10 protein-coding genes and 2 pseudogenes are annotated in these 13,723 nt (G+C 68.3%); 6 read left to right on the top strand and 6 right to left on the bottom strand.

The features are described from left to right. Positions 1 to 180: 180 nt before the first annotated feature. The 4 genes and pseudogenes from ABFB10_RS20500 to ABFB10_RS20485 all read right to left on the bottom strand — a co-directional run bounded on the left by ABFB10_RS20500 (position 181) and on the right by ABFB10_RS20485 (position 3,681). Complete coding sequence (locus ABFB10_RS20500; RefSeq protein ID WP_347168107.1) at positions 181 to 342, bottom strand: hypothetical protein; 162 nt, start codon at positions 340 to 342, stop codon at positions 181 to 183. Then, positions 309 to 1,028: a hypothetical protein gene (locus tag ABFB10_RS20495; protein WP_347168106.1), complete on the bottom strand. Its 720-nt coding sequence runs from the start codon at positions 1,026 to 1,028 to the stop codon at positions 309 to 311. The genes ABFB10_RS20500 and ABFB10_RS20495 overlap by 34 nt, the downstream gene beginning before the upstream one ends. A 141-nt stretch (positions 1,029 to 1,169) precedes the next feature. Beyond that, a complete protein-coding gene (locus ABFB10_RS20490) occupies positions 1,170 to 2,174 on the bottom strand; it encodes a ParB/RepB/Spo0J family partition protein (RefSeq protein ID WP_347168105.1) in 1,005 nt (334 codons plus the stop codon). A 93-nt stretch (positions 2,175 to 2,267) separates the two neighbouring features. Beyond that, a pseudogene (locus ABFB10_RS20485) lies at positions 2,268 to 3,681 on the bottom strand (AAA family ATPase). Between the two features lie 414 nt (positions 3,682 to 4,095). Here ABFB10_RS20485 and ABFB10_RS20480 point away from each other — a divergent pair. The 3 genes and pseudogenes from ABFB10_RS20480 (at position 4,096) to ABFB10_RS20470 (ending at position 7,290) form a co-directional block, all read left to right on the top strand. After that, positions 4,096 to 5,113: pseudogene (locus tag ABFB10_RS20480) on the top strand (replication initiator protein A). Positions 5,114 to 5,210: 97 nt separating this feature from the next. Then, entirely contained in the window at positions 5,211 to 6,185 is a 975-nt protein-coding gene (galE, locus tag ABFB10_RS20475; protein WP_347168104.1) for a UDP-glucose 4-epimerase GalE, read from the top strand. A gap of 205 nt (positions 6,186 to 6,390) precedes the next feature. Further along, positions 6,391 to 7,290, top strand: coding sequence for a glycosyltransferase (locus ABFB10_RS20470; protein WP_347168103.1), 900 nt, complete (start codon positions 6,391 to 6,393; stop codon positions 7,288 to 7,290). Here the strand turns inward: ABFB10_RS20470 and ABFB10_RS20465 are convergent. Both ABFB10_RS20465 and ABFB10_RS20460 read right to left on the bottom strand, forming a co-directional pair. Next, a complete protein-coding gene (locus tag ABFB10_RS20465; RefSeq protein ID WP_347168102.1) occupies positions 7,243 to 8,034 on the bottom strand; it encodes an ABC transporter permease in 792 nt (263 codons plus the stop codon). The genes ABFB10_RS20470 and ABFB10_RS20465 overlap by 48 nt on opposite strands. Before the next feature lie 930 nt (positions 8,035 to 8,964). Beyond that, a complete protein-coding gene (locus ABFB10_RS20460; protein ID WP_347168101.1) occupies positions 8,965 to 9,093 on the bottom strand; it encodes a hypothetical protein in 129 nt (42 codons plus the stop codon). 464 nt (positions 9,094 to 9,557) lie between these two features. Here ABFB10_RS20460 and ABFB10_RS20455 point away from each other — a divergent pair, with 464 nt between their 5' ends. From ABFB10_RS20455 to ABFB10_RS20445, 3 genes are all read left to right on the top strand, one after another. After that, positions 9,558 to 10,217, top strand: a complete 660-nt coding sequence (locus ABFB10_RS20455) for an ABC transporter ATP-binding protein (RefSeq protein WP_347168100.1) — start codon at positions 9,558 to 9,560, stop codon at positions 10,215 to 10,217. Positions 10,218 to 10,726: 509 nt separating this feature from the next. After that, positions 10,727 to 11,794, top strand: coding sequence for a calcium-binding protein (locus ABFB10_RS20450; RefSeq protein WP_347168099.1), 1,068 nt, complete (start codon positions 10,727 to 10,729; stop codon positions 11,792 to 11,794). A 65-nt stretch (positions 11,795 to 11,859) separates the two neighbouring features. Then, entirely contained in the window at positions 11,860 to 13,560 is a 1,701-nt protein-coding gene (locus ABFB10_RS20445) for a calcium-binding protein (RefSeq protein ID WP_347168098.1), read from the top strand. The last annotated feature ends 163 nt before the right edge of the window (positions 13,561 to 13,723 follow it).

Raw genomic sequence — 13,723 nt, 5'->3', positions numbered from 1 at the left:
CCCGTTCTTCGGCATCGAAGGGGCGCCAGCGCCGGTCGGTCTGGCGCGGCAGGGTCGCGTCCTCGGAACCGCTGATCAGGATGAAGGGCGCGGTGAGCCCCGGCAGCACATCCTGCGCGAAATGGCGGATCGCGTGAAAGGGGTTTCGCAGCGACAGGAAGATGTGGCGCGGGGTGTCGGTCAGCCGGTTGCGGACGCCGCTGTGACAGGGGGCTGCGTATCGCTCAGCACCACCCAGTCGCAGCGCGCGGCCAGACCGCTGATCCGGTAGCGATCCGCGCCGCCCGCTTTCGGGAACAGCCGTGTCGTCAGCGGGGTATAGAGCCGCTCATGCCGCGACATGGGCCGCGGCCTGCAAATCCTGCCAGAGCCCCAACAGGGCGTCCGGAACGCTGTCCTCGTCCGCCTCGCTGCCGTGGTTGGGAATGCCCCCGTCCAGCAGCCCGGTGTCCGGGGTCAGCCCCATATCGGTCAGGACCCGGGCGATATCGGCCCGGGTCGCACTGGGCATCGCTGCGAAACGCGATCAGGGGAATGTCATACAGCCTGTGCAGGCGCAGAAGCCGGCTGTTGTAGGCATGCCAGAGCCGGTGACAGGCGGCCTCTTCCAGTCCGTTGCGCGCCATGAGAGAGCGCGTCACCGCCTGGGGCGCGCGGAAGATGCCGATCGCCGACCAGCGCGGCAGAACCTCGATCCAGCCGTCGATGACCAGCAGCGTGCGGGGATCCTTGAACCCCCAGAGCCCGGTGCCGATGCGGGATTCGATGAAGAGATCGCGCACCGCGCAATGCAGCTTGCCCCAGGTCACCCGGTCGGGCGGCGCATGCCAGCAGCCGCCGTTTGCGTTCAGCAGGTCCTCGTGCATGTGCAGCACCGAGGGCGCCTCCTGCAGGCCGGTGGGATTGAGGGGGATGGCGCTGTCCAGCGCCGCCCCCAGGTACAGACCGCTTTGACGCAGGACGCCGGTCAGGGCACTGGTGCCGCTGCGATGCATCCCCAGAACCATCAGGCAATGATCCCGGTGCAACTGGCGTATCCCCGCAGCCCCCGGACCGCTCACAGAGAGAGGCAGATACAAATCCATTTCCCTTTATTTTATGTATTCGAATAGAAGACCAAAAACCGGTGCTCATCGGGTCCCCTGCATAAAGCAGGGCCGACGGCCCGCCTAGCCCGTCCAGTCGCGCACCAGCGCTTCGATGGCATCCAGCAGCTCCTCGCTCACCGCCGGACCGGACAGGCGCAGCGCGCCCTTGCTGCGGCTCAGCGAGATGGCCGGGGCAGGGGGCCTTGGCGCGGGTGGCGCGGGGGCGGTCTCTTCCGTCCCCGGGCCGCTGTTCAGGGCCTTCAGGAACAGCGCGCCTTCTTCTTCGGGGGTGGCCGGATCGGCCTTGCGCAGCCGGTCCTGCAGCCGCCGTCCCCAGTCCGGATCCGCCTGCAGCCGGGCGGATACCGCAAGCCCCAGCCGTTCGGTCAGCGCGGCGGGGTGGCGGATCCAGGCGCCCAGGGTCCCGACCACGGGCAGGAAGCTCTTGATCTTGGACCGCTTGGCACGGGAGGCGGCGGAAAACAGGCTGTTCAGGGCCTCTTTTTCGTCGCGAAACACACCTTCGCGCACGGCCCCCGCGACGATGCTGGCGCGTTCGAAATAGCTCAGCCCGACGCGGATCTCGTTTTCCTCGACCATGGCGACATAGGCATCCGAGGCGGTCTCGGGCCGCCGGACCAGGGCCAGCACGCTGCCCGGCCCGGCGCCGCGCTGCGCCAGGCTGCGCAGCGCGCTGAGCCGGCGCCAGCCCGAAATCAGCCCGTAGTGGCCCGGCGCTGTTTCCACCACCTCGATGGGCGTCTGCTGGCCGCGCGCCAGAAGCGAGGCTTCGAGCGTGGCCATCTCTTCGGGGTCGATGGCGATCCGGTCGCGGATCATATGGGCCGCGTCGATGGCATCGAGCGGGATCTTCTGCACCAGCCGCCCCTCGTCCCGGGCGGCCTGCATTTCCCCGGCCACGGTTTCCAGCGCCGCCGTCGTGGCGGCCTGGCTGGCCACATCGGCAATCGGGGCGCGCCGGCGCATCTGGTCGGGCGCAGGGCCCGGGGGCAGCTCCACGGCATCACTCTCCGGTGTGGCGATCCGGGCAAGGTCCGGCGCGGCAAGACGTTTGCGTTTGGCCATGTCAGCCTCCTGCGAGAGGGGTTGAGAAAACATGTATCCCGCGCAGGCCGAGGCGGGCAGGGGACAGGGGGATGGGGCAGGCGGCGGGGCGGATCATCTTGCCGCCACCCCGGTTTCGGCCCCGGGCTGCGCCGCCGCCGCCTCGGCCTGCGCTTCGGCGGCATCGCGCGCCCAGGCCCCGATCAGCAGCTTCTTGAAGGCGGCATAGGTCTCGTCGAAGGTCTCGCGGCCACGGGCATAGGTCTCGCGGTTGAAGTCGCGGTAATCGGCCTCGTAGATGCCGTTCACGCTTTCGCCGGCCTGGCCGATCAGCGCGGTGAAATCCTGGCGGTGCGGCGACAGGGTGGGCCCCGAGGTAGGCCTGCATCAGCGCCGCCATCTCGGCCTGCTGGGTGCCGTCGAACCGGGTGATCACCGCCCGCACCGCATCCCATTCGAAGGACAGCTCGGGCTGTCCCAGGGCCCGGGCGGCGATGTTCTCGCCCTCCTCGATCGAGGAGAAGGTGGCATGCAGCATGTCGAAGAACCGCCCGGTGGAATCGAACTCGAGGAAAGAGGCCCCCAGGGGCACCAGCAGGATATCGACCGCCGCCAGCCCGTTGATCGTCAGATAGCCAAGCGCGGGGGGCGTATCGAGGAAGATCACGTCGTATTGCCCCAGCACCCCGTCCGCCTCGAGCCGGTCGGTCAGCGCATCCCACAGCTTCCAGCCGCGCCCGGCCATGCGCCAGACCGGGATCTGGAACTCGGCCCAATAGAGGTTCAGCTGGGCGCCGATCAGGTCGATATTGGGCCAGTGGGTGTTCTGGATCAGGTCGCCGGCGGTGATGCCGCGCGCGTCGTTCAGCGCCTCGTCCAGCGGCAGCGGCGGGTCGCCGCGCGACACCCGCGCGCGGTTCTCGCCCTGCATGTGGTCGGCGTAATGGCGCGCCAGAAGCGGGAAGACCGTCTGCCATTCGTCCTGCACCTTGCCGCCGAAGATGCTGGTCATCGAGCCCTGGCTGTCGAGGTCGATCACCAGCACCCGGTAGCCGTCCAGCGCCGCCGACATGGCCAGATGCGCCGCGGTCGAGGTCTTGCCGACCCCACCCTTGAAATTGGCCACCGCGACCATCTTGGCGGGCAGCCCCGGGGGACGGTAGGGCAGGTATTCCTTGGACTTGGAGCCTTCGGCGGCAAAAAAGGCCCGCAGCCGCAGCACCTCGTCCGGGGTGAACCACTTGGCCCCGCCCTCGGTTTCCGACCGGCCCCGGGGCAGCTCGGGGTTGGCGCGCAGCACCCGGCGGAAATGGGCCTGGGCCACGGGGATCAGATACTTGGTGATTTCCCAGGTCGAAAACAGCCGCAGCGACTTGCGCCCCTCTTCGCCGATCCCGCGAGAGGCCAGATCGCCCATGCCACGGGCGCAGGCCTCGGAAATGGACAGGAAGCTCCGGGTGCCGGCGGGGGCGCCAAGCTCGGCCCGGGCGCGGTCCGGCGCGATGGAGAAATAGGGGGGATGATCCATGAAACCTGCCCGATGTGCTGCGTTTACCGGGACATACCACAAAAGGGCGTACATGGAACGATATTCGTATCCACCCGGTGATTTTCTCAGCAAATACGGGGGGTCTTGGAGGGCAGGCTGGGGCCGGTCGGAAAAAAATTCCAGTGTTAAATTCTGTTATTTGGTAGTTAGGGGCCGATGCCGTCCTGGTCTTCTTGCTGTTTTAAAAGCGGAAATCCGCCTTTCACAGGGGCTGGGCGACTCTGAACCCCCGATAGGGCGACTCTGAAACCACGTCGTGCCGACTCTGAACCCCCGATCCGCGGCGGCTCTCAGGCTGGACAGGGGCCTGTGGATAAGGCCACTCTGGGTGTCATTGAAACCACGATTCCCGCAAGCCGCCCCAGAGCGGTCCCGGGGACCAGCGGGGGCAGCATGGCAGGCGGGCAGGGGGCATTGGCCCCGCATCATCATCCCAATGGGGATTTCTTTCTGTGCGACATCTTCGATGTCGTGCCCAAAAGCGATCTGGCCAGCATGGAGCACCCGATCTTCTCGCTGGCGACGCGGCCCGACCGGCGCATCCTGAACTATGCCCACAACGACGTCGAGATCACCGTGACCCCGTCGGTGCGGGGGCTGGCGACGATCCACGACAAGGACATCCTGATCTTCTGCGTCAGCCAGCTGATGGCGGCGGTGAATGCCGGGCGCGCCACCTCGCGGCGGCTGGTGCTCAAGGCGCATGACCTGATGGTGGCGACCAACCGGGAAACCAGCGGGGATGCCTATCGCCGGCTCAAGGATGCCTTCGAGCGGCTGGCGGGCACGCGGATCACCACCAATATCGCGACCGGCCCCCGGGAGGACCCGATCGAGGTGACGACCGGTTTCGGCCTGATCGAAAGCTGGGAGATCGTGCGCAAGACCCGGGGCGGGCGCATGGTGTCCGTGGCGGTGACCCTGTCGGACTGGCTGTACCGGGCGGTGCTGGCGAAATCGGTGCTGACGCTGAACCGCGATTACTTCCGGCTGCGCAAACCGCTGGAGCGGCGCATCTACGAACTGGCGCGCAAGCATTGCGGGCGCCAGCGCAGCTGGCAGGTCTCGGTCGAGACGCTGCTGAAGAAGTCGGGCTCCAATTCCCCGCGCCGGGTGTTCCGCAAGATGGTCCGCGACATCATCGCGGCTAGGCCAGATGCCCGATTACCACCTGAGCGAGGAACCCGGCGACATCATCCGCGTGACGCCCCGCGACGCGGTGCTGGAGCCGGGGGCGCTTCCCGGTCCCTCGCCCCGGGCGCTGGAAGCCGCGCGGGCGCTGCGCCCCGGCGCGGATGTCTATGCGCTTGTGGCCGACTGGCAGAGCTATTGGCAGCGCAGCGGTCAGCCGCGGCTGCGCAGCACGGATGCGGCCTTTCTGGGCTTCGTGAAATCCCTCGGCCAGCGGTAGGCCGCCTTACCGGGTTGGCAGATCCGGTGCCCGGCTGTTCTGGCGGTTGTCTGATCCGGTGAAGCGTGCCACATGACCCGGGACAACAGGAGTAAGCATGGCAAACGTACTTGTGACTGGCGGCGCCGGCTATATCGGGGCCCACGCGTGCAAGGCGCTGGCGCAGGCCGGCTATACGCCCGTGGTCTTCGACAATCTCAGCACCGGTCACCGGGCGGCGGTCAAGTTCGGCCCGCTGGTCGTGGGCGACCTGATGGAGCGCGCCGCGATCGACGCGGCGCTGGCCGAATACCAGCCGATCGCGGTGATGCATTTCGCGGCCCTCAGCCAGGTCGGGGAATCCATGCAGGACCCGGCCCGCTACTGGCGCGAGAACGTGATGGGCGCCCTGAACCTGATCGAGGCGGCGCTGGCGGCGGGCATCGACAAGTTCATCTTCTCCTCGACCTGCGCGACCTATGGCGACCAGGACGGCGTGGTGCTGGACGAGACCACCGAGCAGCGCCCGATCAATGCCTATGGCGGCTCCAAGCTGGCGATCGAGCAGATGCTGCGGGATTTCGCGCCCAAGGGCCTGAACCACGTGATCTTCCGCTACTTCAACGTGGCCGGCGCCGATCCCGAGGCCGAGGTCGGCGAGGCCCATGACCCCGAAACCCATCTGGTGCCGCTGATCCTGCAGGCGGTGGCGGGGACGCGGGGCGCCCTGACCATCTTCGGCACGGATTACGACACGCCCGATGGCACCTGCATCCGCGATTACGTGCATGTCAGCGACCTGGTCGAGGCCCATGTGGCCGGGCTGGAATGGCTGATCGCGGGCAAATCCTCCGAGGTGTTCTGCCCGGGCACGGGGGCCGGCTTTTCCGTGCGCGAAGTGGTGGCGGCCGCCGCCAGCGTGACCAATGGCCCGGTGCCGATGCAGGAAGGCCCCCGCCGCGCCGGCGATGCGGTGCGCCTGGTCTGCGGATCGGACAAGGCCCGGACCCGGCTGGGTTGGACGCCCGACCGCTCGACCATGCCCCAGATGCTGCGCGATGCGCATCGCTGGCATGGATCCGACGGGTTCTGAGATGCCGGCACGGGCGCGCGACCCGGCCCGATTGATCCTGGTCCCGGTCGCCGACCGGGACGCATTCCGAAAGACTGCCTGCCCGTGTCCCCCAATCCCGCGCCGCGCCTGGTTGCCGTCGTCGTCACCCACAACCGGCTTGATCACCTGAAAACGACCGTCGAGTCGGCTGCTGGACAGCCCCGCGGCCGATCTGGACGGGCTGGTGGTGGTCGACAATGCCTCGGACGACGGAACCGCGGCCTGGCTGGCCGCGCAGTCCGATCCGCGTCTGGATGTCCTGCGCCTGGCGGTCAACGGCGGCGGCGCCGGGGGGTTCGAGGCGGGCATGCGCCATGCCATGGCACGGGACATCCCGCCCGACTGGGTGCTGGTCATGGATGACGACGCCCGCCCCGAGCCGGGCGCCCTGGCGGCTTTTCACGCCATGGACCGGGGCGGCTGGGACGCGCTGGCGGCGGCGGTCTATCATCCGAACGGGAGGATCTGCGACATCAACCGCCCCTCGGTGAATCCCTTCTGGCATGGCCGGACCTTCCTCGACACCGTTCTGGGCGTGTTCACCGGCAAGGCGCGGGACGGCTTTCACCTGACCGCCGAGGCCTATGAAAGCGCCGAGATCCGCGAGGTCGACATCGGGTCCTTCGTGGGGCTTTTCGTGTCGCGCGGGGCCATCGAGCGGACCGGCTACCCGGATGCGGCGGTCTTCATCTACGGCGATGACGTGCTTTACAGCCTGCGCATGCGCGAGCAGGGCCTGCGGATCGCCTTCGTGCCGGGGCTGCGCTTCGAGCATGACTTCAAGTCGCTGCAGGGCCCGGTTCAGCGGTTCCGCCCGCTCTGGAAGGCCTATTACAACCACCGCAACCTGCTGCTGGTCTACCGCCGCGCCGCCGGGGTGTTCTTCTGGCCCGCGCTGCTGCTGATCCTGCCGAAATGGTGGCGCAAGGCGCGCCACTACGGCGGCGACCGGGCGGTGTTCAAACGGGTGATGCGGGCGGCGATCCGCGACGGGCTGCGCCGCGATCTCAGCCGATCCCACGCCGAGGTGGTGGCCCTAGCGACCGTTGTTGAGGATGTCGCGGTGGAAGCGCCCAAGCAGTAGCAGCCCCAGGCAGAGCGCCGCCAGGGAGAAGCCCAGGACATAGGGGATGCTGACGTAATCGGGGCTGTAGTTGGGGTAGAAGCCGCTGCGCATGATGCCCGCGATATGCATCTGGGGCACGTACCAGACGAAGTTCTGGGCCACTTCGGGCAGGTCTTCGTACATGATCATGATGCCGGAGACGATGAACAGCGGGCGGGTGATGACCGACCAGATCATCGGCCAGGGCACGATCATGCCCTGCAGGGCGCAGTTCAGCGCGCCGATCCCCAGCCCGAGGCCCGTCGCCAGCGACAGGGCCAGCAGGATCGGCCCGATGTCGATGATCACCCGGGTCTGCGTCATCTCGAGCAGCCCGAGCAGCACGATGAAGGTGATGAGCAGGCTGGTCAGCGCGTTCAGCGTGAAGCGGGCGATCATGGAATCCACCCAGGTCACGATCGGATATCTCAGCAGCCCCTTGGAAAAGCCGATGGCGCCGGCCACCGCCAGGGCGATGTTCTGATAGAGCGTGAAGGGCAGCATCCCGGTTGCGAAGAACAGGATGAAGCTGGACCCCGGGGGCGGTGTGCGGATCAGCAGCGAGAAGCCGATCGCCAGCACGAGGATACCGCCGATCGGTTCCAGGAAGGCCCAGAGGTAGCCGCCCGGCGAGCGGCCATAGCGGGTCGACATCTCGCGCAGCATCAGGGCCAGGATGACCCGGCCCGAGGCCCAGCTGTGGCGCCGGGGTGCGCGGGCCACCGGCGGCGGGACCGCGGGTGCGTCTTGTCCTGGGCGCGAAGAAGAGATGTCGGACATGCTCACACCGGGGCTTCTGGTTCGGTAAGGACGTGCATTCCCGCCCGTCTTTAACTAGGTTCGGCGGCAATAAGAAGTGTCGGATCAGGGGTTCGGACTCATGGGCAGCGAAATCAAGGCAGGGCCGCAGCAGAGCGCGGCGGCACATCCCGTGCCGAACAGGCCGGCGCCCGGACAGGGCCCGGGCCAGAACAAGCCCGGCGGTCCGGGGCAGGGGCCCGGGAAAGGGCCCGGAAACGCAAACGCACCGGGCCCGGGCAAGCCGCAAAAGCCCGGCGGTCCGCCCGTCGCGATCCAGCCGGTCGCCCCGGCGGCGCAGATGCGCCCGCGGCACTGGAAACTGCTGTTCAGCTTCCTGGCCGTCGTGCTGATCCCGGTGATGCTGGCCACGGGCTACCTGGCGCTCTTTGCGCAGGATCAGTACCGCTCGACCACCGGCTTCGTCGTGCGTCAGGACGAGGGCAATTCCGCCGCCTCGAGCCTGAGCGGTCTGGCGCAATTCATGGGCAGCTCGGTGTCTTCGGACGGCGACGTGCTTTACGAGTTCGTCCAGAGCCAGCGCCTGGTCTCGGAAGTGGATGCCCGGCTCGACATCCGCGGCCATTATGCCCAGTACTGGCCCGGCGTCGCGGGGCATGGGGTCATGCAGGTCGACCCGGTGTTCTCGCTCTGGCCCGATGCAAGCATCGAGGATCTGCTGGAATACTGGCAACGCATGGTGCGGATCTCCTTCGACCAGGGCACCGGCTTGATCGAAGTGCAGGTCCTGGCCTTCGATCCCGACATGGCCCGGGCGATCGCACAGGAAATCCTGACCCAGAGCGAGGAGATGATCAACGGGCTCAACGATGCGGCGCGGGCCGATGCCATGCGCTATTCGCTGGCGGATCTCGACACCGCCGTGGAGCGGCTGAAAACCGCGCGCGAGGCCATGACGCGGTTCCGCTCCAGCACCCAGATCGTCGATCCCGAGGCGGATCTGCAGGGCCGCATGGGCGTCATGACCAACCTGCAGCAGCAGCTGGCCGAAGCGCTGATCGAATACGACCTGCTGCGGGATTCCGACAGCCCGAACGACCCGCGCCTGACCCAGGCCCGGCGCCGGATCGAGGTGATCCAGGAACGCATTCAGAGCGAGCGGAACAATTTCACCGGCTCCGATCCCACCAGCACCGTGGCCGAGGATTATCCCGTCCTGCTGGCGGAATACGAAAGCCTGATGGTGGATCGCGAATTCGCCGAGGAAACCTATCGCCAGGCGCTTGCCGCGGTAGAGCTGGCGCGCTCCAACGCCACCCGTCAAAGCCGCTATCTGGCCACTTTCATCCAGCCGACGGAGCCCGAGACCTCGGAATTCCCGCGCCGCTTCGTCCTGGTCGGGCTGACCTTCCTCTTCCTGACCCTGCTCTGGGGTGTGGGGGCCACTGGTCTATTACTCGATCCGCGACCGGCAGTAGGCGGTGGAAGTGATCCGCTTCGAGAACCTGAGCAAGAGTTTCTGGGTCCGCGGCAGCCAGAAGGTGGTGGTCGACAATCTCAACATCACCCTGCCCCCGGGCAAGTCGCTGGCGCTGCTGGGGCGCAACGGGGCGGGGAAATCGACCCTGATGGAGATGATCGCCGGCTCGCTGGCGCCGGACAGCGGGCGCATCGTCCACAGCGGCACCGTGTCCTGGCCGGTGGCCTTTGGCGGCTCGTTCCATGGCGAGATGACCGGGGCGCAGAACGTGCGCTTCCTGGCGCGCATCTACGGGGTCGATACCGACGCCCTGGCCGATTTCGTCGAGGATTTCGCCGATATCGGCAAGCATTTCCACATGCCGGTGCGGACCTATTCGTCGGGCATGAAGTCGCGGCTGACCTTCGGGGCCTCCATGGGGATCCATTTCGACACCTACCTGGTGGACGAGGTGACCGCCGTGGGGGACGCCGCCTTCAAGCGCAAGAGCCGCGCGGTCTTTGCCGACCGCATGCAGCGCAGCGGCGCGATCCTGGTGAGCCACTCGATGGGCGATGTCCGGGCCTTCTGCGACGCGGCCATCGTGCTGGAGCAGGGGCAGATCCGCTACTTCGAGGACCTGGAGCAGGGCATCGCCTATCACCAGACCCTGATGCAGGCCGGCTGACCGCTTGCATCGAAGACGCGCCAAATTGGCCGCAAGCGTCTCAAAGTCGCCCCCTTTGCATCCCTCTGCCTGCCCGGTGCCGCGCGCATTCCCGCGGGACAGCGCAGAGGTGACACATGGCAGAGCTGACCTGGAACGGTACCGTCTTCTCGAGGCGGAGAACGCCCTGCATCGCGACATCCGCGAGATGACGACCCTGTCGGGCGAGGGCGGGGCGATCTTCCTGGCGGTCGGCGGTTCCGGCGGGGGGCTGATGTCGGTGCGCATCACCGAGTCCGGCGCGGCGCGGCTGCTGCATGAACTGCCGCACGGGCGCGGCGCCGCCGATATCGGCAGCTTTGGCCTGTCGCTGATCGACACCCGGGCGGGGCTGGTGGCGCTGACGGGCTGTCGCGGCGACGGCACCCTGCAGGGCCGCGTGATCGACAGCGACACCGAGCAGGTTCACCGAGGCGGAGGTCACCGTCGAGGGCGGTCTCGACCGGGCCCTGGCGCTGAGCCTGAACGGGGTGCTCTACGCCGCCTCCGAGGACAGCGGGCTGATCTGGCACAGGGAGGTTCCGACCGGCGCGGCCTTCGACGCGGGCGCGGCGCTGTCCGGGGCGGCGGTAGGCCGGCTGGGCGGGATCGTGGCCATGGCCGGGCTGACGGACCGGGCCGGGGCCGACCTGTTGCTGACGCTCTCGCGGGAGGGCGGGGGGATCACCGTGTTTGCCCTCGATCCGGCCAGCGGGGCCCCGCGCCTGGTGGAAACCCTGAACGCCGAGAACGGTCTGGGGCTGCAGGACGAACCCCTGGCGCTTGAGACGGTGCTGCTGGGGGGCGTGGCCCATGGGGTGGTGCTGTCGGCGGCCGCCAACGGGGCGGGCGCGGCCCTGAGCGTGATGGCCATCGGAGAGGATGGCCACCTGAGGATCACCGATCATATCCTCGACAGTCACGGGACGCGGTTCGGCCATGCCACCGGGCTGGCCACGGCCCAGTCAGAGGGCCGCGCCTATGTGCTGGCGGGCGGCGCGGATGGCGGGCTGAGCCTGTTTGCCCTGTCGCCGGGCGGGCGGCTGCTGCATCTGGATACGATAGAACAGACCCCGGGCAGCGGTTTGGGGTCGATCTCGGCCCTGGAGATGGCCGCGGTCGGCGACAGCCTGGCGATCCTGGCGGCCAGTGAAACCGGATACGGGCTGGTTCAGCTCGGCTATGATCTGTCCGGGCAGGGGATCACCGCTTTCCAGCAGAGCGGCAGGCTGTCCGGGACCGGCGAGGACGACCTGCTGGAAGGCGGCTCCGGTGCCAATACGCTGATCGGCGGGGCCGGTGCGGATATGCTGATCGACGGCGCGGGCGCGGACCGGCTGACCGGCGGGGCCGGGCGCGACAGCTTCGTGCTGGTGGCGGATGGGGCGCGGGAGGTGATCACCGATTTCACCGCCGGGGAGGACCGCATCGACCTGTCCCATGTGCCCATGCTCTACGGGCCCGACCGGCTGACCATCACCCAGCGCCCCCGGGGGCCGAGATCAGCTGGGGCAGCGGCGACAGCCTGGAACTGCGCAGTGCGGACGGTCGCCCCCTGAGCCGGGCCCGAGTCCCGGCGGCGCTGGACTGGACGGTCGACCGCCCGCCGCTGATCCTGACCGAGGTGATCCGCGGCGACGCCGGCGCGGACCGGCTGCAGGCCCCGGAGGGCGGGGCGGTGCTGCTGGGGTTCGACGGGCCGGACGCGCTGCGCGGCGGGGCGGGCGACGATCGCCTGGAGGGCGGCGAGGGTCACGACACGCTGCACGGGCGCGGGGGCGCGGACATGGTGGTCGGCGGCGCCGGTCGGGATCTGGCCTGGCTGGGCGCGGGCAACGATACCTTCGCGGCGGGCGAGACGGAAAGCGGGGCCTCCGACGCGGTCCATGGCGAGGCCGGGCGCGATGTGATCGCCGGGGGGGCAGGCCGGGACAGTCTCTGGGGCGGCGAGGGAGAGGATCTGCTGCAGGGCGATGCGGGGGATGACCAGCTGTTCGGCGGCGCCCAGTTCGATACTCTGCAGGGCGGGGCGGGCCATGACACGGTCGATGGCGGGCTGGGACGGGACCTGGCCCGGCTGGGGCAGGGGGACGATGTCTATCTGGATACGGCCCGAGGGGGCGATCTGGGCAACGATACGGTGTTCGGCGGGGAGGGCAGCGACCGGATCATGGGCGATATGGGCCGGGATCTCTTTTACGGCGAGGCGGGCGCGGACACGATCCGGGGCGGGCTGGGCAATGACAGCCTGTTCGGGGGCGAGGGCAATGACAGCCTGCATGGCGGGGACCACCATGACCGGCTGGAGGGTGGCGGCGGCAATGACACCCTGGACGGCGCCCCGGGCAACGACCGGATCTTCGGCGGCGACGGCCATGACCGGATCCTTGGGGGCGAGGGGCAGGACAGCGTCCATGGCGGCAACGGGCGCGACCTGGTCTTTCTCAACCAGGGCGACGATGTCTTCCACGACAACGCCCAGGGCGGCGATCCGGGGCGCGATACGGTCTGGGCCGGGCTTGGCGACGATACGATCGAGGGCGGCAACGGCGGGGACCTGTTCTATGGCCAGCAGGGCAACGACCTGATCCATGGTCGCCTTGGCAACGACCTGATCTTCGGCGGCGATCAGTTCGACACCGTGCATGCCGGCGAGGGCAGCGATACGGTCCATGGCGGCAACGGGCGCGATCTGGTCTATCTCAACCAGGGCAACGACGTCTTTCACGACAATGCGCAGGGCGGGGACCTGGGCCGGGACACGGTCTTTGCCGGGCTTGGCGACGATACGATCGAGGGCGGAAACGGCGATGACCTGTTCCACGGCGAGGCCGGGGCTGACCTGATCCATGGCCGCCTTGGCAACGACCTGATCTTCGGCGGCGATCAGTTCGATACCGTGCATGCCGGCGAGGGCAGCGACACCGTCCATGGCGGCAACGGGCGCGACCTGGTCTTTCTGAACCAGGGCAACGATGTCTTCCACGACAATGCCCAGGGCGGCGACCTGGGGCGCGACACGGTCTTTGCCGGGCTCGGCGACGACACGATCCAGGGCGGCAACGGTGGGGATCTGTTCCACGGCCAGCAGGGCAACGACCTGATCCATGGCCGCTTGGGCAATGACAGCCTGAGCGGCGGCGCGGGGCGCGATACGCTGCATGGCGGCGGCGGCAGCGATCGGCTGACCGGGGACGATGGGGCGGATCGCTTTGTCTTTGTCACAGGCCAGGCGGGGACCGATGTGGTGACCGATTTCACCCCGGGGCAGGATCTCTTCGTACTGACCGGGGAGACCGGGGCGGGGGCTGACCTTTGCCTATGAGGCCGCCGCGAACGAGGTCACGGTGTCCCGGGAGGGCGCGGCCATGGCGATCCTGCAGTCGGTAGAGGATCTGTCCGGCGTTGACTGGGGCGATTTCCAGATCCTGTAGGCCGGGATCTTGCGGGCCGGGCATCGGGAGGGGACGGCAAGACCGCCCTTTCGG

This window comes from Ponticoccus litoralis (assembly GCF_039769985.1).
Classification (GTDB): domain Bacteria; phylum Pseudomonadota; class Alphaproteobacteria; order Rhodobacterales; family Rhodobacteraceae; genus Ponticoccus; species Ponticoccus litoralis.
Note: the sequence above shows the minus strand (reverse complement) of the source record. Positions and strands in the feature narration are given on the sequence as shown.

Excerpts from the sequence above, each read along its gene's own strand:
- ABFB10_RS20500 (WP_347168107.1), bottom strand. The coding sequence starts at position 342 with ATGTCGCGGCATGAGCGGCTCTATACCCCGCTGACGACACGGCTGTTC.
- ABFB10_RS20490 (WP_347168105.1), bottom strand. The coding sequence starts at position 2,174 with ATGGCCAAACGCAAACGTCTTGCCGCGCCGGACCTTGCCCGGATCGCC.
- galE (WP_347168104.1), top strand. The coding sequence starts at position 5,211 with ATGGCAAACGTACTTGTGACTGGCGGCGCCGGCTATATCGGGGCCCAC.
- ABFB10_RS20460 (WP_347168101.1), bottom strand. The coding sequence starts at position 9,093 with ATGACGCCCATGCGGCCCTGCAGATCCGCCTCGGGATCGACGATCTGG.